General features: G+C 73.5%; 17 protein-coding genes. 10 read left to right on the forward strand and 7 right to left on the reverse strand.

All coding sequences use genetic code 11. The annotated features are described in order from the left end of the window. The first annotated feature begins 122 nt into the window (after positions 1-122). The 4 genes from AB5J51_RS09835 (at position 123) to AB5J51_RS09850 (ending at position 3,875) form a co-directional block, all read left to right on the forward strand. A complete protein-coding gene (locus AB5J51_RS09835) occupies positions 123-779 on the forward strand; it encodes a phosphatidylserine decarboxylase (protein WP_030292960.1) in 657 nt (218 codons plus the stop codon). 73 nt (positions 780-852) lie between these two features. Then, the gene (gene pssA, locus AB5J51_RS09840; protein ID WP_053786627.1) at positions 853-1,638 is read left to right on the forward strand and encodes a CDP-diacylglycerol--serine O-phosphatidyltransferase; all 786 of its coding nucleotides are present in this window, start codon (positions 853-855) and stop codon (positions 1,636-1,638) included. Positions 1,639-1,853: 215 nt separating this feature from the next. After that, entirely contained in the window at positions 1,854-3,335 is a 1,482-nt protein-coding gene (locus AB5J51_RS09845; RefSeq protein WP_369777453.1) for an AlkA N-terminal domain-containing protein, read from the forward strand. Between the two features lie 15 nt (positions 3,336-3,350). Then, positions 3,351-3,875, forward strand: coding sequence for a methylated-DNA--[protein]-cysteine S-methyltransferase (locus AB5J51_RS09850; protein WP_053786629.1), 525 nt, complete (start codon positions 3,351-3,353; stop codon positions 3,873-3,875). Between the two features lie 16 nt (positions 3,876-3,891). Here AB5J51_RS09850 and AB5J51_RS09855 read toward each other — a convergent pair whose 3' ends face one another. After that, positions 3,892-4,320, reverse strand: a complete 429-nt coding sequence (locus tag AB5J51_RS09855) for a hypothetical protein (protein ID WP_053786630.1) — start codon at positions 4,318-4,320, stop codon at positions 3,892-3,894. Positions 4,321-4,355: 35 nt separating this feature from the next. Then, positions 4,356-4,856 (reverse strand): NUDIX hydrolase, encoded by a 501-nt coding sequence (locus tag AB5J51_RS09860; protein WP_053786631.1) that lies wholly within the window; start codon positions 4,854-4,856, stop codon positions 4,356-4,358. A gap of 325 nt (positions 4,857-5,181) precedes the next feature. Between AB5J51_RS09860 and AB5J51_RS09865 the strand changes: the two genes are divergently transcribed. Further along, positions 5,182-6,198, forward strand: coding sequence for a glycosyltransferase family 2 protein (locus AB5J51_RS09865; protein WP_369777454.1), 1,017 nt, complete (start codon positions 5,182-5,184; stop codon positions 6,196-6,198). 46 nt (positions 6,199-6,244) lie between these two features. Continuing rightward, positions 6,245-8,659, forward strand: a complete 2,415-nt coding sequence (locus AB5J51_RS09870; protein ID WP_369777455.1) for a hypothetical protein — start codon at positions 6,245-6,247, stop codon at positions 8,657-8,659. Between the two features lie 106 nt (positions 8,660-8,765). On the opposite strand, the gene AB5J51_RS09875 is transcribed toward AB5J51_RS09870, so the two are convergent. Beyond that, positions 8,766-8,906: a hypothetical protein gene (locus AB5J51_RS09875; RefSeq protein WP_168724237.1), complete on the reverse strand. Its 141-nt coding sequence runs from the start codon at positions 8,904-8,906 to the stop codon at positions 8,766-8,768. Between the two features lie 306 nt (positions 8,907-9,212). On the opposite strand from AB5J51_RS09875, the gene AB5J51_RS09880 reads away from it, so the two are divergent. Both AB5J51_RS09880 and AB5J51_RS09885 read left to right on the forward strand, forming a co-directional pair. Then, the gene (locus tag AB5J51_RS09880) at positions 9,213-10,361 is read left to right on the forward strand and encodes a glycerate kinase (RefSeq protein ID WP_369777456.1); all 1,149 of its coding nucleotides are present in this window, start codon (positions 9,213-9,215) and stop codon (positions 10,359-10,361) included. A 195-nt stretch (positions 10,362-10,556) separates the two neighbouring features. Next, positions 10,557-11,060 (forward strand): GNAT family N-acetyltransferase, encoded by a 504-nt coding sequence (locus AB5J51_RS09885; protein ID WP_346766466.1) that lies wholly within the window; start codon positions 10,557-10,559, stop codon positions 11,058-11,060. On the opposite strand, the gene AB5J51_RS09890 is transcribed toward AB5J51_RS09885, so the two are convergent. Continuing rightward, entirely contained in the window at positions 11,015-11,626 is a 612-nt protein-coding gene (locus AB5J51_RS09890; RefSeq protein ID WP_369777457.1) for a cysteine hydrolase family protein, read from the reverse strand. The genes AB5J51_RS09885 and AB5J51_RS09890 overlap by 46 nt on opposite strands. An 81-nt stretch (positions 11,627-11,707) precedes the next feature. Between AB5J51_RS09890 and AB5J51_RS09895 the strand changes: the two genes are divergently transcribed. After that, positions 11,708-12,685: a GlxA family transcriptional regulator gene (locus AB5J51_RS09895; RefSeq protein ID WP_240805312.1), complete on the forward strand. Its 978-nt coding sequence runs from the start codon at positions 11,708-11,710 to the stop codon at positions 12,683-12,685. An 18-nt stretch (positions 12,686-12,703) separates the two neighbouring features. Continuing rightward, the gene (locus AB5J51_RS09900) at positions 12,704-15,502 is read left to right on the forward strand and encodes a SpoIIE family protein phosphatase (RefSeq protein ID WP_136224430.1); all 2,799 of its coding nucleotides are present in this window, start codon (positions 12,704-12,706) and stop codon (positions 15,500-15,502) included. A 49-nt stretch (positions 15,503-15,551) separates the two neighbouring features. On the opposite strand, the gene AB5J51_RS09905 is transcribed toward AB5J51_RS09900, so the two are convergent. The 3 genes from AB5J51_RS09905 to AB5J51_RS09915 are packed head-to-tail and all read right to left on the reverse strand — an operon-like array spanning position 15,552 to position 21,723. Further along, the gene (locus AB5J51_RS09905; protein WP_369777458.1) at positions 15,552-17,618 is read right to left on the reverse strand and encodes a SpoIIE family protein phosphatase; all 2,067 of its coding nucleotides are present in this window, start codon (positions 17,616-17,618) and stop codon (positions 15,552-15,554) included. A gap of 44 nt (positions 17,619-17,662) precedes the next feature. Next, positions 17,663-20,908, reverse strand: a complete 3,246-nt coding sequence (locus AB5J51_RS09910; protein WP_369777459.1) for a patatin-like phospholipase family protein — start codon at positions 20,906-20,908, stop codon at positions 17,663-17,665. 20 nt (positions 20,909-20,928) lie between these two features. After that, positions 20,929-21,723, reverse strand: a complete 795-nt coding sequence (locus AB5J51_RS09915) for a BTAD domain-containing putative transcriptional regulator (RefSeq protein WP_136224433.1) — start codon at positions 21,721-21,723, stop codon at positions 20,929-20,931. Positions 21,724-21,752 lie beyond the last annotated feature (29 nt).

Raw genomic sequence — 21,752 nt, forward strand, 5'->3', positions numbered from 1 at the left:
TGCGGCCATCGACTCGGCTTCTGGCTTGCCCAGTTGTTGCGTGCAACCGATAGCATTCCAGTAAAGCCGCCGTCCCGTCCCCCTGTTTGCGGCGCGGCAATCACCCGCTACGAAGGTCATCCATGCCCCACAGCCAAACCTCTGCACCTCGCGTCGGCATCCTCGGTGGACGTCTCGCACGCGGAGCATCGCCGTGGCTTCTGCCGACCGTCGCCACCGCTGCGCTCAGCCTCACCCGGGCCCGCAAGTCCGGGCGCTGGGCGGCAGTGGCCGTGCCCACCACCGCTCTCGCGGCGGGCATGCTGTGGTTCTTCCGCGACCCCGAGCGCGAGATCGCTCAGGGCCGTGTCATCTCGCCCGCCGACGGTGTGGTGCAGAGCATCATGCCGTGGAAGGACGGACGGACCCGGGTCGCGATCTTCATGAGCCCGCTGAACGTCCACGTCAACCGCGCGCCCCTCGCGGGCACGGTGACGTCCGTGGAGCACGTCCCCGGCGGGTTCGTCCCGGCGTTCAACAAGGAGAGCGAGAACAACGAGCGCGTTGTCTGGCACTTCGACACCGAGCTCGGCGACATCGAGATGGTGCAGATCGCCGGCGCCGTCGCACGCCGCATCGTCCCGTACCTGCCGGCCGGCACCAAGGTGGAGCAGGGCGAACGCATCGGTCTGATCCGCTTCGGCTCCCGTGTCGACATCTACCTCCCCGAGGGTGTCGAGGTCGCGGTCGAGGTCGGGCAGGCCACCACCGCGGGGGTGACCCGAATTGACCGTGACTGACCCTGAGACTCCCACCACACCGTCGGGTGGGTGGGTACCCGAGGCCGCCGAGGAGGAGTCCGCCGAGGACGACATGCCGCTCTCGCTGCGGCTGTCGATAGCGGACACCCTCACCCTCGGCAACGCGACCTGCGGATTCATGGCGGTGTACTTCACCACCACCGGGATCCTCATCCCGCACCTCACCGGCAGCGGCGAGTCGGGCATGGCCCGCAACAGCGCCGCGACGGCAGTGATACTGATGCTGCTCGCCGCGGTCTTCGACCTCTTCGACGGCATCGTGGCCCGCAAGCTGCGCAGCTCGCCGATGGGCGCGGAGCTCGACAACCTGTCCGACCTGATCAGCTTCGGGCTGGCGCCGGCGTACTTCGTGCTGGTGTACGGCATGGTCGCCGACGACGCGGTGCAGAAGATGTCGGCGCTGGCGGCGATCGTGGTACTGCTGGCCGTGGTGCTCAGACTCGCGAGATTCAGCTGCGTGACGATGAAGGACGGCATGTTCCAGGGCATGCCGAGCCCCTTCGGCGCGCTGACGGTCGTCTCGATCGTGCTGCTCGAGCTGCCGTTCGTCCCGACGCTGCTGGCGATCATCGGGGTGGCGTGGCTGATGGTGAGCCGGGTCGAGTACCCGAAGCCGCGGGGTGTCCTCGCGGTGGCGATGCTGAGCTGGATCATCGGGGCCATGGGCCTGCTGGCGGCCTGGGCGTTCGACGCCCCGGGCGGGCAGCTGCTGCTCCAGGCGGGCTGCGCGCTGCAGATCGCCCTGGCGGCCACGATTCCGCTGTTCGCGACGACCCGTCGCGCGAACACGTTCCGCCACAACCGCCGCGAGGCGCGGGCGGCGTCGCAACTGCCGTAGCGCCGACCGCTGCTTTTCGGAAGGGCCCCCGGGGTACACACCCCGGGGGCCCTTCCGCATCCCCGGAGCCCGGCCGCCTGCACCGCTGCGCGGCGTCCGTCCCCGCCCCGCCGGGCGCGCGGGGCGGGGACGGGAGTGGTGACCCAGCGGTGACGGATACGCTTGATGTCGGAAAATCGCCAGCCCCGCAGGGAGCGGGCCGGAATCCTGGATCCATGTACACCGACACCGAGCGCTGCGTCAGGGCCGTGCAGTCGAAGGACGCCCGCTTCGACGGGTGGTTCTTCACCGCCGTGCGGACCACCGGGATCTACTGCCGCCCCAGCTGCCCCGCCGTGCCGCCCAAGGTCGAGAACATGACCTTCCTGCCCAGCGCCGCCGCCTGCCAGCAGGCCGGGTTCCGGGCCTGCAAGCGGTGCCGGCCCGACACCTCACCCGGCTCCCCCGAGTGGAACGCCCGCGCCGACGCCGTCGCCCGGGCCATGCGGCTCATCCAGGACGGCGTCGTGGACCGCGAGGGCGTGCCCGGGCTCGCGGCGCGGCTGGGGTATTCCACCCGCCAGGTCGAGCGGCAGCTGCGTGCCGAGCTCGGCGCCGGGCCCCTCGCCCTGGCCCGGGCGCAGCGCGCCCAGACCGCCCGGCTGCTCATCGAGACCTCCGGGCTGCCCATGGGCGACGTCGCCTTCGCCGCCGGGTTCTCCTCCATCCGGACCTTCAACGAGACCGTCCGCGAGGTCTTCGCCCTCTCCCCCGGCGAGCTGCGCCTGCGGGCGGGGAAGGCGAACCGGCACGTCCCCCGGGTCCCCGGGACCATCAGCCTGCGCCTGCCGTTCCGGGCCCCGCTCAACCCCGACAACCTCTTCGGCCACCTCGCCGCGACCGCCGTCCCCGGCGTCGAGGAGTGGCGCTCCGGCGCGTACCGCCGGACGCTGCGGCTCCCGTACGGCACCGGGGTCGTCACACTGACCCCGCAGCCCGACCATATCGGCTGCCAGCTCGCCCTCACCGACCTGCGCGACCTCACCATCGCCATCAGCCGCTGCCGCTGGATGCTCGACCTCGACGCCGACCCCGAGGCCGTCGACGACCAGCTGCGCTCCGACCCGCTGCTGGCCCCGCTCGTCGACAAGGCCCCCGGGCGCCGGGTGCCCCGTACCGTCGACGCGGCGGAGTTCGCCGTACGGGCGGTGCTCGGCCAGCAGGTGTCCACCGCGGCGGCCCGTACGCACGCCGCCCGGCTGGTCACCTCGTACGGGGAGCCGGTGGCCGACCCCGATCCCGAGGGCGGGCTGACCCACCTCTTCCCGTCACCGCAGGCACTGACCTTGCTGGATCCGGAGTCCCTGGCCCTGCCGGCCAGCCGGCGCACCACCCTCACCACCCTCGTCGGCGCTTTGGCCGACGGTTCCCTCCCGCTCGGCATCGACAGCGACTGGGAGGCGGCCCGCGCGCAGCTGAACGCGATGCCCGGGTTCGGCCCGTGGACCACCGAGGTGATCGCGATGCGGGCGCTGGGCGACCCCGACGCCTTCCTGCCGTCCGACCTCGGGGTCCGGCGGGCCGCGAAGGAGCTCGGGCTGCCGTCCACGCCCGTGGCGCTCACCGCCCGGGCGGCCGGCTGGCGGCCCTGGCGCGCGTACGCCGTGCAGTACCTGTGGGCCACCGACGCCCACCCCATCAACCACCTGCCCGTCTGAGGAGTGCATCCGGTCATGAGCACCACGAACACCATGAAGGCCATGAGCACCAAGCAGCACACCGTCGTCGAGAGCCCCTACGGCCCGCTCACCCTGGTCGCCACGGGCGGCGTCCTCAGTGGCCTGTACATGACCGGGCAGCGGCACCGGCCCGCCGAGGAGTCCTTCGGGGAGCGGGTCGCCGCGACCGAGGAGCCGTTCCCGGAGGTGGCACGGCAGCTGACCGCGTACTTCGCCGGGGAGCTCACCGAGTTCGACGTGCCCGTCCGGCTGGAGGGCACCGCGTTCCAGCGCAGCGTGTGGGACCAGCTCGTACGGATCCCGTACGGCGAGACCTGGTCGTACGGGGAGCTGGCGGCCAGGCTCGGCAAGCCGAACGCCTCGCGCGCGGTGGGCCTGGCCAACGGGAAGAACCCGGTCAGCATCATCGTGCCGTGCCACCGGGTGATCGGCGCCTCGGGCAGCATGACCGGCTACGGCGGCGGCGTCGAGCGCAAGGTGCAGCTGCTGGCCTTCGAGGCCGGCGCGACGACGCTGTAGACCGGACCGGCGTGGATCAGACCAGCGCGAGCGGGACGAGCAGGGCGAACGCGGCGCCCGCCTCCACCGCGTAGCCGTAGAGCGAGGGGTGCTGGACGGGGGCGGCGAGCAGGACCACGCTCTGCTGGGCGGTGGCCGCCGCCACCCAGTCGGCGTCGGCGCCGAGGTTGCCCTGGTACCAGCCCTCGCAGGCGCCGGGGCCGGTCACGGCGAGGAGGTCGTCCTCACGGCGGTAGAAAGCCTGCCAGCCGGCGGCGGGGACGGACCAGCCCTCGAAATCGGTGAACTGGGCCCAGCCGCCCTCGCGTATCGCGGTGTCGAACAGCCACACCGGCGTCCCCTCGGCGGTGACCTCGCCGCCCTCCTGCTGTTCCGTGGTGAAGTGGACCATGGGCAGGGCGTCGGGCCCGTCGGCGGTGCTGGGCCAGGCGTACATCGTGATCATCAGAGGATTCTGTCCTGCTCGAAGTAAGCCCGGTGTCACGGGGAGACCGGGCGCGTGCCGTTCTCCAGCTCCGCGGCGCCCTCGCCGGACTCGAGGACCCGGTAGGCCTCTCGGGTGCGCCGGCCGAGCGATCCGAGGAGGTACGTGGTGAGTTCGGCGGGCTCGACCAGCCGCCAGGAGAGCAGTTCCTCCTCCTGGAGCTTGATCGAGGCGAGCTGCGCCTCGTCCAGGACTCCGCCGTCGTACACGTACGCGACCAGCGGCGGGCGGCCCTCGCCGAGCGTCCAGTCGACGGCGAGCAGCCGGCCGAGCGGCAGGTCGAGGCCGATCTCCTCGGCGCTCTCGCGCCGCGCGGCCGCCCGCGGGGACTCGCCGAGGTCCGACTCGATGGTGCCGCCGGGCAGGGCCCAGCCCTCACGGTAGTTCGGCTCGACGAGCAGCACCCGCCCCTCGGCGTCCCGGTAGAGCGCGGCGGCCCCGGCCAGCACCCGGGGCAGGCTCGCGATGTACGTGGCGTAGTCATCCGTGGTGGTCACGACGCCACCCTACCCAGCCGCCCCGCCCACCCGGATCATCTCGGCGAGGGCCCGGGGATGCCGGGAAATCCCGTGACCGCCCCTGGCATTTGGGCAATCATCCGGCATACAGGCGGTCAAATGATGGTCGCACTTAGCTGATATTCTGGCCGCTCATCCGGGTTCCTTGCGTCTCAGTACCGGCGGCCCCGGGGGCACGCCGGGAGCCGGTGTGCAACCCTCCGGTCCGGCCGTACTTTGCGACCGGCCGCATTTCGACCGGTCAGATCGTCGGCGTGACGCCGACGATCTTTCGCTCTCAGATATTGGGGACAGGCGAACAGCCATGCACAACGCAGCAGCCTCGGCACGCGACGAGGTCACCACTCCGGCTCCCGTGTTGTCGGTCGTGATCCCGATCTACAACGAGCAGGAGGCACTGCCGCTGACCGTGGCACGCCTGCGTCCGATTCTGGACGGTCTCGGCGTCAGCTACGAGGTGGTTGGCATCGACGACGGCAGCACCGATGCCACCCCGGTGATCATGCAGAAGATACGCCAGGACTGGCCTGAGCTGCGCATCGTGCGTTTCGCCCGCAATTCCGGACACCAGGCCGCACTGACGGCGGGAATCCACCGGGCCCTCGGCGACTACGTGGTCAGCATCGACGCCGACCTCCAGGACCCTCCGGAGAAGATCTCCGAGATGTTCGCGCTCGCCCGCGAGAAGGGCCTGGACATCGTCTACGGCGTGCGCGGCGACCGCGGCACCGACACCTTCTTCAAGCGGCGCACGGCCGGCGCCTACTACTGGCTGATGCGCAAGCTCGTCGGCAAGAACATGCCCAATCAGGCCGGTGACTTCCGCCTGCTCAGCCGGGCCGCCGTCGACGCACTGAAGTCCCTGCCCGAGCACCAGCCGGTCTACCGTCTCCTCGTGCCGTGGCTCGGGTTCAGCAGCGGCGAGGTCGTCTACGTCCGCGAGGAGCGGGTCGCCGGCAGCACCCACTACCCGCTGTCCAAGATGGTCCGGCTCGCTCTCGACAGCATCACCAACTTCTCGGCCAGCCCCCTGCGGCTCGCGACCTGGCTCGGCCTGATGAGCTTCCTCGTCTGCTTCGGCCTGGCGATCTACACCACCCTGCAGTACACGTTCGGCTCGACCGTGCCCGGCTGGTCGTCGCTGTTCATCGGCATGCTCTTCATCGGCGGCGTCCAACTCATCTGCGTGGGCCTGCTCGGTGAGTACATCGGTCGGATCTACTCGGCCGTCCAGGCCCGGCCCGCGTACTTCGTCGGCTACGACTCGGCCGAGGACAGTGCCTCCGCGCCGACCCCCCGGACCTCCGAGTACGCGGCCTGATCCACGGCCGCTCAGCCGACGCACAGCAGGCAGGAATACCAACGGCATGGGAACAACCGACAGCGCTGCACCCGAGCGGCTCGCCTTCTCGGGGCGGCAGCCCGGCGGATCCACCCCACCGGACGGGGGCGATCGGGCGGCCGTACACGCGTTCTGGCGGTTCCTGCCGGGAACGGCCGCCTATCTGTTCCTGGTCGTGCTCCTGCTGATCGCCGACACCTCGGTCGGCGATGTCGCGCGCTACACCGGCTACGCGCTCTGGGGCGTGCTGCTCCCCGGCACCCTCGTGTTCCGGGCGCTGCGCCGGCGGCCGTTCAGTCTGCTCGAGGACCTCGCGTACGGAGCCGTTACCGGCCTGGTCCTGGAACTCGTCGCGTGGTTTCTCCTCGTCACCCTCGGAGCCCAGTCGATCGCCGTCGCCTGGCCGCTCGCCGTGGTGATCCCCTTCGCGGCGGTACCGCGGCTGCGGCGGCACTGGCGGCCGCGCGGCTACCGGACCGCCTCCCTCGGCTGGTCCTGGTCGGTCGCCGGGGCCGTCATGCTCAGCAGTGCGTACTTCCACCAGGTGTTCCTGTCGCGGTTCCCGGTCCTGCCGACCGGCGAGACCACCCGGATCTTCGGCGACATGCCGTACATGCTGTCGCTCGCCGCGAACGCGAAGCAGCACGCCCCGCTGACCGTGCCGCAGGCCGCCGGCGAACCGCTGTACTACCACTGGTTCTCGTTCGCCCACATGGCGATGACCGACATGGTCGGACACATCGACCTGCCGGTGGTCGAGTCACGGCTCGTGGTTCCCGCGCTGGCCGCGCTCTCCATGGTGATCACCGCCGTGGTTGCCCGGCGCCTCACGGGCCGCGCCTGGGCCGGCCCGCTGGCCGCGGTCCTGGTCTTCGCTGTCGGCGAGTTCACGGCGATGTACCCGAACAACGTGAACACGTGGACCTTCGGGGCTCCGGCGGTGCGGCTGATGTTCTGGTCGAGCATCTCCCTGGCGTACAGCCAGCCGCTCCTGATCGCGCTGCTGGGGGTCGTCGGCGACGCACTGCGTCGGAACGAGAACGGCCAAGACGGAGCCGACGCGAGAGCCCGCGGCTCGGCCCCGCTGTTCGGTCCGGGAGTGTTCATCCTGACCGCACTGTTCGCCCTCGCGTCCAGCGCGTCCAAGGCGAGCACGCTGCCCGTCACCCTCGCCGGACTCACCGTCGCCGGACTCACGATGCTGATCGGCACCCGCCGCATCCCGTGGACCGTGGTCGGACTGGGCGCGATTCTCGCCGGTGCCCAGGTCTTCGCCACGGCGGTCATCTTCAACTTCGAGAGCTACGGCCTCGAGATCGATCCGTTCGGCAATGTCCAGAGCTACTGGGCCGACCCGGACCACGCCCGCCCGATGGCGTTCCAGGCGCTCGTCGTCGCGGCCACCCTCGGCGCCTTCGTGCTGAACCACCACGTGAAGCTGCTGGGCATGATCCCGCTGCTCCGGCGCCGCAAGTTCGGGCTGGAACCGGTGCAATGGTTCCTGTTGGGTGCCGCGGTCGCCGGGCCGGCTGCGTATCTCACCGTCAACGGCTACAACTCCAGCTACTTCACCATCGCCGCCCTGCCCTTCGGCGTCATGCTCTCCGCCTGGGGCTACTGCGAGTCGTTCGAGCGGGCCGCGCTGTCCCCCCGCGCCAAGGTCGCGCTCGCTGTCGGCACGTCGGCCTTCATCGCCCTGCTCACCGTCGCGATCTACCGCTACTCGGACGCCTGGGCGGGATACGTCCAGCGCCTCTGCGGTGACAGCGGCGCCACCACGTCGTACTCCCTGTTGCTCGCCGCCCTCGGTGCGGCCGCCGCACTGGCTCTGATCGCGCTGGTCTGCGGCGCCCTGTGGTGGCTCGTCGGCAGAGCCCGGCCCGCGCTGCGCGGCCGGGGCGGCATCGTCCTGCTGACCGCAGCCCTCGCTGCGGGCGCTCCCGGTCTCGCCCATGATGTCCTGCAGTCCAGGGAGGTCGCCTGGGTGGGCTCCTGGGTGCTGCCCCGCACACAGGTCGAGGCGGCGCGCTGGATCCGCGCGCACAGCGACCCCTCGGACGTGCTGGTCACCAACAGCCACTGCTGGGAGTTCGACAACTACGCGAACGGGTCCGCCTGCGACAACAAGCGGTCCCAGTGGCTCAGCGGCTACTCGGAACGTTCGGTGCTGATCGAGGGCTGGGCGTACGCGCCGCGTGCCGTCGCACTGACCAGGGGCGGGACGGCCTACGACGGCCCGTTCTGGGACCAGGAGCTGTTCGCCCTCAACGAGGACGCCGTCTACCGCCCCACGGAGGCGAAGCTCCGCACGCTGCACGACCGGTACCACGTCCGCTACGTGGTGGTCCACCGGCCGACGGGCTACGAGTCACCGCGTCTGCGCGAGCTGGCCCGGCAGGTGTTCGACAACGGCACGACCGCCGTCTACCGGCTGCCGTGACCCGGGCCGCCGCCCACCCCGGATCACGCCTCCGGAGTCGGCGATGCGGCGGAGGCGGGGTGGCGGGACGGGCCCCGTTCGGTGACGGCGTCGCCGACCATGGCCTTCACCGCGTCCCGCTGCGCTTGCGGAAGGCGGCGTAGGCGAGGGCGAGGCCGGCGATGCCGCTCGCGGACGCGAGGTTCGTGAACTCGGGCTCGGAATCGTCGGCGGCGGGCACGAACAGCCCGGCGAGGTCCGCCGGCACCCAGGCCGGCGCGGTGCTCGGAGCCGTGTCGAAGGAGTCCTTGGCCCAGCGCTGCCCAGGCGACGACGGGCGGCACGGCGATCACCCCGATGGTGACGACGGCGCGGTCCGGTCCGCGGTCCGGACCTTCCGGAGGGGCGTCTTCCAGTGAATCCGCGCCGATGCGGCCACACTATGCAGGCGTATATCCGTATTTAGGGGCATGGCGTGCCGGGCGTGACCCAGGCCACCCATGGGCATAGGAGGATCCTCCGGATACGCTCATGGGGGCGCGACTGCACTGTTCGATAGCAAGGGATTAGCAAGGTGACGGACGGAGCAGTAACTGAGACCGCGCGCGTGCTCATCGCCGCGGACAAATTCAAGGGCTCGCTCACGGCCGTTCAGGTCGCGGAGCGGGTGACGGCGGGCCTCCGCAAGGCCGTACCGGGCGTGGAGATCGAGACCCTCCCCGTCGCGGACGGCGGCGACGGCACGGTCGCGGCCGCCGTGGCGGCCGGGTTCGAGCGCCGGGAGGTACGGGTCACCGGGCCGCTCGGCGAGCAGGTCACGGCCGCTTTCGCGCTGCGCGACGGCACCGCCGTGGTCGAGATGGCGGAGGCCTCCGGGCTGCAGCTGCTGCCGGCGGGTGTGTTCGCCCCGCTGACGGCGACCACGTACGGCTCGGGCGAGCTGCTGAAGGCCGCGCTGGACGCGGGGGCGCGCTCGATCGTGTTCGGTGTGGGCGGCAGCGCCACCACCGACGGCGGTGCGGGGATGCTGGCCGCACTGGGTGCGGTGTTCCTGGACGCGAACGGTGAACCGGTCGGTCCGGGCGGCGGCGCGCTCGCGGATCTGGCGTCCGCCGACCTGTCCGGGATCGACCCGCGCTTCGCGGAGGTCGACCTCGTCCTGGCGAGCGACGTGGACAACCCGCTGACGGGACCGAAGGGCGCTCCCGCGGTCTACGGCCCGCAGAAGGGGGCGTCGCCGCAGGACGTGGCGACGCTGGACGCTGCGCTGGCGCACTTCGCGGTGGTGCTGGAGAAGTCGATCGGCGAGAAGGCCGGCCGGCTGGCCGCCGCCCCGGGTGCGGGTGGTGCGGGCGGCATCGGGTACGGGGCGCTGCTGATCGGCGCGTCGTTCCGGCCCGGTATCGAGCTGATGCTGGAGGTGCTGGGGTTCGCTCCGGCGCTGGAGCGGGCGACGCTGGTGATCACCGGTGAGGGCTCGCTGGACGAGCAGACCCTGCACGGCAAGGCCCCGGCCGGTGTCGCGGCGGCGGCCCGGGCGGCGGGGAAGCCGGTCGTGGCGGTGTGCGGGCGGCTGCTGCTGGGCCAGGAGGCCCTGGAGGCGGCCGGCATCCGCAAGGCGTACGCGCTGACGGACCTGGAGCCCGACCCGGCCAAGTCCATCCCGAACGCGGGTCCGCTGCTGGAGCGGGTCGCGGCCAATATTGCCGCCGAGGTCCTCTGACCTGCGGTCGGCCACGCGAGGCCCGGCGGCCCCCGAGTGGGGGCGCCGGGCCTCGGCGTTTCCGGCCTGCGCCGGTGCGGGGGTGCCGTGCGGGGATGCCGGTGCGGCGCCGCTGCCGGGGCTCCGCCCCGGACCCGGAAACCCGCGTGCGGGGCGAGTGGCCGGGGTGGTAATCCGTGGGGAATGGATCAGCTGGTGAGTGAGCGGCTCGTGCTGGTGGCTCTGGATGCGGCACGGGCCCTGGGGGTGTTGGCCGGGGTGCCGGAGCGTGGGTGCCGGTGGGCGCAGGGGTATCCCGGTGACGGGGACCGGGCCGGGGCCCGGCGGTATCTGCGGGTGCTGGCGGAGAGCGGGGATCCCGCGCCGTTCGGTGCGTACGAGATCCGGCGGCGTGGCGACGGGCTGGTCATCGGCGGCGCCGGGTTCCACGGCCCCGCCGACGCGGCCGGAGTGGTGACCGTCGGGTACGGGCTGGTCCCGGGCGCCCGCGGTCGCGGCTACGCCGCCGAGGCCCTGCGGACGCTGCTGGAGCATGCCCGCGCCCACGGGGCCGCCGGGGCGGCGGGCGATGCCGACCGGGAGAACGCCGCCTCGCACCGGGTCATGGCCGCGGCCGGGATGCGGCTCGTCGCCGAGGACGAGCGGCTGCGGTACTACGCCGTGACCTGGGCCGGCGCCCCGGAGGCGGCGAGCAGCTGAGCGGTGGTCACCACGCGGGCGAAGCCGCCGCCCTGGAGGTTGACGGCGGTGGCGGTCGCCAGCTCCTCGGCCGTCAGCCGGAGCCCGTCCGGGCCCTCGAGGTCGAAGGTGTGGGTGGCGTCCAGCGGGACGAGCACGTCGTAGCCCAGGTTCCCGGCCATCCGCGCGGTGGTCTCGACGCACATGTTGGTCTGGATCCCGGAGACCACGAGCTGGCCGATGCCCTGGGCGGTGAGCCACGCTGCCAGGTCCGGGGTGCCGTAGAAGGAGGTGTTCACGGTCTTGGTGACCAGCAGGGACGCCCGGCCCGCCCGGTCGGCCACGAAGTCCTTGAAGGCGTGGCCGGGCCGGTCGGCGGCCAGGACCGAGCCGGCCGACCGCGAGGCGTGCTGGACGAGCACCACCGGGCGGCCGGATTCCTGCCAGGCGTCCATCAGGCGGGCGATGTTGGCCTCGGCGGCCGGGTTGTTGCGCGGGCCCCAGAAGGAGGCGTCGTCGAAGCCCTTCTGTACGTCGATGACCAGGAGGGCGGCGTTCGGGGCGAGTGCGGTCTCGTTCTTCGTCATGGCTCCATGGTCTTCGGCCCGCCGTCGCGCCGACAGCGGCAACCGGGACCCGAACCGATGGGATCCTGCCAGAATGGCAGCATGCATCGTGTCGCCGTCGTCGTCCAGCCCGGGATCCGCAGCTTCGACCTCGCCGTCATCACCGAGGTCTGGGGCCCCGACCGCAGCCATCTCGGCGTGCCCCGCTTCGAGCTGCGCCGGTGTGCAGTGGACACCGGGCCGATCACGCTGCCCGGCGGGCTCACCCTGGCCCCGGACCGGCGGCTCGACTGGCTCGCCGAGGCCGATCTCGTCGTCGTCCCGGCGCTGGACGATCCCGCCGCCCCGACGCCCGAGCCGCTCCTCGCCGCCCTGCGGGACGCGCACGCCCGGGGCGTGCCGGTCGCCGCACTGTGCGCCGGGGCGTTCATCCTGGCGGAGGCGGGCCTGCTGGCGGGCCGCCGGGCCGTGACCCACTGGTGGCTGGCTCCGCAGCTCGCCGCGCGCCATCCCTCCGTGCTGGTCGAGGATGCCCCGCTGTACGTGGAGGACGGCGGGCTGTGGACCTCCGCGGGGGTGGCCTCCGGGATCGACCTCTGCCTGCACCTCGTACGGGAGGCCCACGGCGCGGAGGCCGCCGCCGCCATCGCCCGGTCCATGGTGACGGGCCCGTTCCGCACCGGCGGCCACGCCCAGTACCTGGACCGGCCCACCCCGGCGGCGGACCGGACCGCCGAGGCCCTGGCGGCCGTACGGGAGCGGGCCCTGCGCCATCTGTGCGAGCCGCTGTCCGTGGCCACGCTGGCGGGCTGGGCGGGGATGTCGCCGCGGTCCTTCGCCCGGCATTTCGTCGCCGCCACGGGCACCACCCCGCACCGCTGGCTCCTCGGCCACCGCCTGGACGAGGCCCGCAAGCTCCTGGAGCGCACGGACCATCCGGTTGCGGAAGTGGCCCGGCGCGCGGGCTTCGCCAGCGAGGTCACGTTCCGCCAGCACTTCACCTCGTACGTGGGCCTCAGCCCCCGTGCGTACCGCAGTGCGGCGACCGCCACAGCAGCAGCACCGCCCAAATCCCGGTGACAGTGTTAGAAATGGCTCATGACCGGACGTTTGGGTCGACCCAGGGGATCCCCGCCCCGGCAGCCGACCGGGCGCGACCCGGGCCTGCCGCCGCGCCTCTCCCTGGGGGCCCGCAGCGTCGCCGGTCAGGTCTTCGCGCTCCAGGCGGTCATCGTGGTGCTGCTGATCGCCGCCGCCTCACTGGCCCTCGTGTTCCAAGAGCGGTACGACACCGAGCGCGATGCGCGCCACCGCTCCCTCGCGGCCGCGGAGGCCTTCGCGCACGCCCCGGGCCTTCCCGAGGCCCTGAAGAGCGCGGACCCGACGGCCGAGCTGCAGCCCCTGGCGGATTCCGCCCGGCGGGCCGCGGGCGTCGACTTCATCGCCGTGATGACACCCGACGGGGTCCGCTACACCGACTCCCGGCCTGAGCTGATCGGCAAACGGGCCACCGGTGACCTCTCGCGGGCCGTCGGCGGGCGTTCCTTCACCGAGATGTTCAAGGGTTCGCCGAGCGACGCGGTCCGCGCCGTGGTCCCCGTACGGGATGCGAGCGGGGCGGTCGTCGGCCTGGTCGGCACCGGCATCGAGGTCGCCAACGTCACCGATGTGGTCGAGGGCCAGCTGCCGCTGCTGCTCGGCGCGGCGGTGGGCGCCCTGCTGCTCGGCACGGGCGGCGCGGCCCTGGTCAGCCGGCGGCTGCGGCGCCAGACCCGCGGCCTGGGCGAGCTCGAGATGGCCCGGATGAACGAACACCACGAGGCGGTCCTGCACGCGGTGCGCGAAGGCGTCCTGATCATCGGCGCCGACCAGCGGCTGCTGCTCGCCAACGACGAGGCCCGGCGGCTGCTGAACCTGCCGCCCGACGCCGAGCGGCGCCATGTGGGGGAGCTGGGCCTCGACCCGCGCACCACCTCGCTGCTGGTGTCGGGGCGGGTCGCGACGGACGAGGTGCACCTGGCGGGCGACCGGCTCCTCGCCGTCAACGTCCGCCCGACCAAGCCGTACGGAGGGCACCCGTCCGGCAGCGTCATGACCCTGCGCGACACCACCGAGCTCGCCTCGCTCTCCGGCCGCGCCGAAGTGGCCCGGGAGCGGCTCCAGCTGCTCTACGACGCGGGGGTGCGGATCGGGACCACGCTGGACGTGGTGCGGACCGCCGAGGAGCTGTCGGAGGTGGCCGTCCCCCGGTTCGCCGACTTCGTCACCGTGGAACTGCTGGAGCCGGTGCTGAAGGGCGAGGAGCCCTCACCGGCCACCGGCATGTACTCGCAGATGCGCAGGGCGGCGATGAGCGGGGTCCGCACGGACCAGCCCCTGCAGCCGGTCGGCGACGTCATCCGCTTCGAGGTGCCCACGGCTCCGATGGCGGCGGCCCTGGACGCCGGGCACGCGGTCCTCGCGGCCGATCTGAACGCGGCGATGGGCTGGCGGGCGCAGGACGAGGCCGGAACCCGCCAGGCGCTGGGATACGGGCTGCACTCGCTGATCTCGGTGCCGCTCCAGGCCCGCGGCGTGGTCCTCGGCATGGCGAACTTCTGGCGGGCCGCCGACACCCCGGAGCCCTTCGACGACGAGGACCTTTCGTTCGCGGAGGAGCTGGGGGCGCGGGCGGCCGTCTCCATCGACAACGCCCGCCGCTTCACCCGGGAGCACGCGACGGCCGTGGCCCTCCAGCGGAGCCTGCTGCCCCGGGTGCTGCCGGACCAGAGCGCGGTGGAGGTGGCCTTCCGGTACCTGCCCGCAAAAGCGGGGGTGGGCGGGGACTGGTTCGACGTGATCCCGCTCGCCGGCGCCCGCGTGGCACTGATCGTCGGGGACGTCGTCGGGCACGGGGTGCACGCGGCGGCCACGATGGGCCGGCTGCGGACCGCCGTGCACAACTTCTCCACCCTGGACATGCCGCCCGACGAGCTGCTGGGGCACCTGGACGAGCTGATCCACCGGATCGACCAGAACGAGTCCGGGGCCGCCGGGGCCGCCGGGGACGGGGCGGGCGAGCCGGCCGGCGTCACGGGCGCCACCTGCCTGTACGCGGTCTACGACCCGGTCTCGGGGCTCTGCACGATGGCGAGCGCGGGGCACCCCGGACCGGCCCTGGTCCGGCCCGACGGGGGCGTGGAGTTCCCGGAGCTGCCCGCCGGGCTGCCGCTCGGAGTGGGCGGCATGCCCTTCGAGGCCACCGAGCTGCTGCTGCCGGAGTCGAGCCGGCTCGTGCTGTTCACGGACGGCCTCCTGGAGGACCGCGACCGGGATTTCGACACGGGCCTCGACCTGCTGGCCCGGACGCTCGCCCAGCCCGGCCGCAGCCCCGAGCAGGTCTGCGCGGACGTGCTGGCCGCGCTGCTGTTCCCGTCCCCGAGCGACGACATCGCCCTGCTGATCGCCGACACCCGGCGGCTGGAGGCGGACCGGATCGCGGAGTGGGAGGTTCCCGCCGACCCGGCTGCGGTCTCCCGGGTGCGCAATGCGGGCTCGGCGCAGCTCGCCGCCTGGGGGCTGGGAGACATCGCGTTCACGGCCGAGCTGATCCTCAGCGAGCTCATCACCAACGCCATCCGGTACGGGACCCCGCCCATCCGGGTGCGGCTGCTGCGCGACCGCAACCTCATCTGCGAGGTTTCCGACGGCAGCAGCACCTCCCCGCACCTGCGGTACGCGGCCACCACCGACGAGGGCGGCCGCGGCCTGTTCCTGGTCGCGCAGTACGCCGAGCGCTGGGGCACCCGGTACACCGAGCGCGGCAAGGTCATCTGGGCCGAGCTTCCGCTGACCGGCGGTCCGGATCCCGCGGCGCCGGTGATGGACCTGGAGTCGCTGGAGGACCTGGCCTGGTGACCCGGGCGCGGGCGCTCCGGCTCCGGCTCCGGCCGGGTACGGCGGCCGGTCAGCGGGGCCGGGAGGCCGCCGTACGGGCGAGCAGGACCGCCACGTCGTCCTGCGGGGCCCCCTGCAGCAGGCGTGCCAGGATCCCGTCGCACAGGCGGTCCAGCGGCTGCCCGGCGTCGCGCAGCGCCCATCCCAGCTGGGCCATGCCCTGGTCGAGGTCGCGGTCGCGGGCCTCGATGAGCCCGTCGGTGTACAGGACGAGCAGGCTCCCGGGCGGCAGGGCGACCTCCTCGGTGCGGAACTCCTGCCCGCCCGTGCCCAGCGGGGTGCCGGGAGGGCCGTCGAGGAAGGTGACCTCCCCGGCGGCCGTGGCCACGGCGGGCGGCGGGTGTCCGGCGCGGGCGATGGTGCAGCCGCCGGTGGCCGGGTCGTGGACGGCGTAGACACAGGTCGCCATCTCGTCCTCGCCGAGGTCGGCGACCGCGGCGTCGAGCGAGCGCAGCAGCCGGGTCGGGGAGACGTCGTGGCGGGCGAGGGTGCGTACGGCCGTGCGCAGCTGCCCCATGACGGCGGCGGCGTGGATCCCGTGGCCCATGACGTCCCCGATGACCAGGCCGGTGCGGCCGCCGGGCAGCTGGATGACGTCGAACCAGTCGCCGCCGACGTCGTGGTCGCTGGCCGGCAGGTAGCGGCCGGTGAGTTCGAGGCCGGTGACCTCGGGCAGGGCGCTGTTGCTCAGGCTGCGCTGGAGGGTCAGGGCGGCCCGCCGCTGGTTGGTGTACATCCGGGCGTTGTCGATGTTGAGCGCCGCGCGGGCGACCACCTCGTCGAGGAGTACGCAGTCCTGCTCGTCGAAGGGCTCGCGGCCGCGCACCCGTGTCACGGTGACCGCGCCGAGCACGGTGCCGCGGGCGACGAGCGGGATCAGCCGGGCGGAGCCGAGGGTGGCGAGGTAGTCGCGCAGTTCCGTGGCGCGCGGGTCGGGGAGCAGCGCGTGCACGTCGGACAAGTACAGGTTCATGGGCCGCCCCTCGGCGATGACCTGCTCGTAGACGGACTCCGAGGGGATCTGGAAGGTCTGGCCGGGCGCCAGCCGGGCGGTGGGGGCGTCCGGGTCGGGGAACTCGACCGCGATGCGGCGCAGCATGCCCTGGTGGGTGGCCGCGGCGTCGTCGGGCGCGAGGACGGCCTCCAGCAGCTGTACGTCGGCCGAGTCGGCCAGCTGGGGTACGAGGACCTGCACGACCTCCCGGGCGGTCTGGTCCAGGTCGAGGGTGGTGCCGATGCGGGTGCCGGCCTCGGCGAGGAGGGCGAAGCGGCGGCGGGCCCGCTCGGCGTCGACCTGGGCCTGCTGGCTGTCGGTGATGTCGATGAGGGAGGCGATCACGCCGAGCGGGCGTCCGGAGCCGTCGAGGAGCGGCGCGTAGGAACAGGACCAGGTGTGGTCGTGCTCGGGGTCGGCCGGGGTGCGGCCGGTGCGGCGGACGTCGACGACGGCGGTGCCCCGGTCCATGACCTGCTGCATCGTCGCCTCGAGCGCGACGGCGTTGACGCCGGGCACGACCTCGGTGAGCCGTTTGCCGAGGTGATCGGCGGCGGAGACGCCGTTCATCCGGGCCAGTGCGTCGTTGACGCGCAGGAAGCGCAGGTCGGGGCCGAGGGTGGCGAGGCCGATGGGCGACTGGGTGAACAGGCTCTGGAGGGCGGCGAGCGAGTCCCGCATGCGCAGGACCTCGGAGGTCTCCACGGCGATCAGCATGGCCCCCGTACGGCCCTGCGGGTCGATGGCGGGGACGATCCACATCTCCATCGTGACGCGGTGTCCGTCGCGGTGGCGCACGGGGAGGGTGCCGACCACGGTCTCACCCGCCTGGACGCGCCGGGTCAGGTCGTCGGCGAGGTCGTGGTTGGTCTCGGGGACGAGGACGGAGGTGCCGGGGAGGCCGAGGATGTCCTCGGGGCGGTGGCCGAGCAGGTCCTGGGCGGCGAGCGACCATTCGACGATGAGTCCGTCGGCGTCCTCCCGCCACAGGGCGATCGGCAGCAGCTCCCGGAGCACACCGGCGTACCCGACAGCCGCGGCCGGCTGATCCGGGACCTCGCTCGTCGACTGGTATGTGTCCACCGCACCGACCTCACCCCGGGGGGCCTGATTCCTACCGATTCACCCTATCCGAGCGATCGGCGCGGGGCGCTGCGTCGGCCGGTGTGCAGGCCCGCGGACCCGGATCCGGCCAGGGGCGGCCGCGGGTACAGCCACGGAAGGACGAAGGTGACCCAGGACAGGACGGCGCAGAGGATGAGGGCGGCCCACCAGCCGCCGAGGCCGGGGCGGCCGAACTGGACGAGGCCGGCGATCACTCCCGCGACGGCGGCGGCCCCGGGCAGCAACGCCCACCGGTCCGTGCCGACGTACAGCACGGCCGCGGCGGCGAGGGCGAACGCGGCCCCGACGATCAGGGTGCGGGCGCCGTCGCCCACGTCCGGGGTGTGCAGGCCGCGTAGCTGCCACAGGGCGACGGGCGGTCCCGCCAGCGCGACCAGGAGGGCGGGGACGCGCAGCGGGGCGGGCCGGATGCGCTGCCGGACGAGTGCCGCCAGGGCGACCATGGCGTACAGACAGACCGGGACGTGGCCCGGGAGCGAGGACCAGTGGCCCGTGGAGAAGGCGACGCCCGTCCACAGCAGCACGGCCGCGCCCAGGGCCGGTACGGGTGCGAGCACCCCGACCAGCACCGGGAGGCAGACCAGCGGTTTCAGCACGCCGAGGATGCCCTGCACCAGGCGGGCCCCGGCCCGGCCCGTGGGCTGGAGGGCCTGCCAGGCGACGAGCCCGGTGCGCAGGACCGCCCGCCGCGGATCCCGTGCCCGGAGCAGCCGGCCCGCGTCCTCGGCGCCGATCTCGCGCAAGGACGCCAGGGCTGCGTCGAACGCGGCCCGTGTGGGCAGGCCCGGCGGGTTCGGCGGGGAGTCCGGGGGCCGGTTGCCGCCCCGGAAGCCCTTGCGGTGCAGCTCGGCGAGGAGCGGCAGTTCCTCGTCGAGGACCTCGTGCTGGCGGACCGCGGTGAGCACGTCCCGTACCCGGTCCCAGGGGGCCACGTCCGGCCGGGCGGTGACGTCCTGCGCCCAGAGCTCCGTGAAAGGCGGGCCGAGTGCCATCTCCCCGGCGATCTCCTCGCCGAGGGCCGTGAGGTCCGCGGGGTCCCCGAAGGCGTCGTGGAGGCGCTCGTCGGTGGCGACGACCGACACGAGGGCGGCGGCCCCGTCGAGGCGGCCCCAGGTCCAGTCGCTCATCCGCCGGCGGGCGCTGAGGAGCGTGGCGAGGTCGTTCGGCCGATTGCCGCTGGGCTTGGCACCGACGAGGTCCTGCGGGCAGTCCGGGGCCACCTGCGGCAGTACCGTGCGCGTGGCCCAGCTGGGCTCGGCCGCCGAGACGGTGTGGAAGCCGATGTCGGCGCCCCCGGCGAGCGGGTCGGGGCGCAGCGGGCCGAGCAGCACTTCGGCGTACGCCAGCGCCTCGGCCATCGGCGGGCCGGCGCCGCGGGCGGCGGCGTGGAGCGCCTCGTAGCCGTCGACGTCGGGGCTCAGGTCCAGGCCGATCTCCTGGCCCAGGTCCGCCAGGCGCTCCCACAGGTGTCCGAAGCCCTCGGGGACCGCCGCAGGACCGGTCGCGGGGACCTCGGGCAGGGAGCCGGCGCAGACCGCCGTCGCCAGGTTCGCCGTCCAGGTCTCCCAGTGTGCGGGCGCGGCCCCGGGCGGGGGCACGGGTGGCATGAGGGCGCCCAGCAGGCGGGTCGCCTCGCCGTACGCGGCGGCGGGATCGCTGGGCATCAGCCCCGGGGACAGGGCGGCCCGGTAGCGGCCGAGCAGCAGCCGGTCCCGGGCGGCGGTCAGGGCGGCGACGGCGGAGCGGCAGGCGAAGAGCTGTGTCCGGTACGCCTCGACCAGCTCTGCGTACACCGGGCCGGCACCGGACTCGTAGGCCGTCAGCCAGTCCGTGAGCAGCCGTACGGTACGCGCGAGGGCCAGCGGCGAGTACCCCGGGCCGGGCAGCGTGCCGGGCGCCACCGCCAGGCCGTCCGACGCCCGGCGCAGCCGGGCGAAGAGAGCCGCCGGGCCCTCCGCGGCGCTGCCGTCCAGCGCCTCCAGCGGCCCCGGGCCCACGGGCAGCGGCAGCTCGTCCGGGCCGGTCACCTCCGCCGGGTCCGCCAGCAGCCGGATCAGGCGCTGCGCCTCCGCCCGGCCGGCCGCGCGGGCGTACGGGTCCAGCCGGGCCATCGCCGCGTGGTACAGCTCGGTGAGGGTCGGGGGCAGAACGGCGAGGACGGCCCGCTGCTGCTCGGCCTCGGCCTCGGCGGCCCGCAGTGCGAGGGCGTCCTCGCGCAGGGACTCCGAGCCGGCCTTCACGGCCAGGGACTTCGCGGCCGTCCGCACCAGCCGGGTGAAGCCCCGGCCGCCGGCCGGTCCGGGAGGCGGCGGGAACGGGGGCACCGGCCGGAGGAACAGCAGCCGGCGGTCGGCCTTGCGGGCCGCCGGGGCCCCGGCGACCGCCCGTACGGCCCAGGCGAGGGGCATGTTCTCCAGCAGCCCGCCGTCCACGAGTTCGGCGCAGCCGTTCAGGTCCTCGTCGGGGTGGCCGCTCTCGCTGCTGACACCGCGCATGTCCACCCGGGGCGGGTCCTCGAAGGGCTGGGCGCCGTTCCCGACGTACACCCGGCCCGGTTCGAAGGCGCCCGGGAACGAGGCGGAGGTCCGCGCCGCGTACGCCAGCCGGTCCAGCGCCGTCTCCCGGGCCGCGCCCGTGACGTCGTCGGGGAAGTCCGTCAGGGCGCCGCGGTGCCGGAAGCGGAACCAGGCCTGGGAGCGCCCGACCGGAAGCGGCCGTCCGAGGGCGGGCCGGAGCAGGTCGCGGCGCGGCCGCAGCCGGGTGGCCGTCAGGACGAGCCTCAGCGAGGCGGGCGGCCGCCGGTCCTGCGGGGCCTCGTCGACGAGCCGGCCCAGCGCACCGCGCAGCTCCTTGTAGAGGACCTCGTCGCCCCGCATCAGCGAGGCCGGCACGTGGAAGGGGGTGGAGCGGCGCAGCAGTCCTTCGAGGTCGCCCAGGCGCAGCCACAGGTCCCGTACGCCCCGGCCGAAGGGCATTCCGTACACGAGGTGGCAGGCCAGCAGGACGCCGTTGATCCCCCCTGCGCCGGTTCCGACGAGGACGTCGATGTCGACGTCCTCGTATCCGCACGAGTCCAGCAGCCCTGCGTAGACGCCCGATTCCGGGGCGGGCTGCCGCCCGGCCGCCGCCCGGAGCGCCGCCGTCTCGCAACAGGCCCCGCCCGTCCATACGGCGCAACTGACCCCGCCGCGCATCGCGAGGGCCAGCCGCAGTTCCGTACTGCGCCGGCCGGGCCGGTCGTCGCTCATGCCTCCAGCTTGGCCCTGGATCAGGCGTGGCGCACCCGGGCGGCCACCGCCTCGCGGGTGCGGGTGGCGGAGCGGCAGAAGTTGCGTATCAGGCCGGAGAGTTCGCATCCCGGCTCCACGGCCAGTTCGCGTTTCACGAGGTCGCGGTACGTGTCGTAGGTGCGCATCGCCTCGATCAGGTTGCCCTCCGCCAAGTGGGCCTCGATCAGGGCCCGCTGGGCGCTTTCGCGCAGCGGTTCGGCGCTCACCGCGACCAGCGCGGACTCCACCGCTTCGGCGTGGCGGCCGACGCGGGCCAGTTCACGGCTCAGCGCCTCCAGTGCGTGCAGCAGCCGCTGGCGGACCCGTTCGCGTTCCAGCAGCACCCAGTCGTCGTACCAGCCGGGCAGCAGATCGAGCGCGTCGGTACGCCATTTCAGCACCGAGAGGTCCTGGCTGGTGGCGGTGCCGCCGATGAGCCGCCCGGCCCAGCCGTACAGCACGTACAGGTCGACCACCGTGTGCTCGCGCACGGCGAGCGAGCACTTGTCGGAGTCGAGCAGGTCGATGCCTGCGGCCTTGAGCCGCCACAGCGCGGACCGCAGGTTCCCCGCAGCCCTCAGGTCGTCGCCGGAGGGCCACAGCGTGCCCGCGGCATGGCGGCGCTCGACCCGGCCGCCGTTGAGCGCGACGAACGCGAGCAGTCGCTTGCCGCCTTCCGGCACGTCCAGCCATCTCCCCTGATGGACGACGCGCGGGCCGCCGAGGAGGTGGAGGGTGGGCGCCTCCCCCTGCCCGGGGACACGGACCGGTGACTCGAGGAACTGCTGGTTCATAGGCGGTCCTCCTGCATAGAAGTCCGACG

It is taken from the genome of Streptomyces sp. R33, from assembly GCF_041200175.1.
Classification (GTDB): domain Bacteria; phylum Actinomycetota; class Actinomycetes; order Streptomycetales; family Streptomycetaceae; genus Streptomyces; species Streptomyces katrae_B.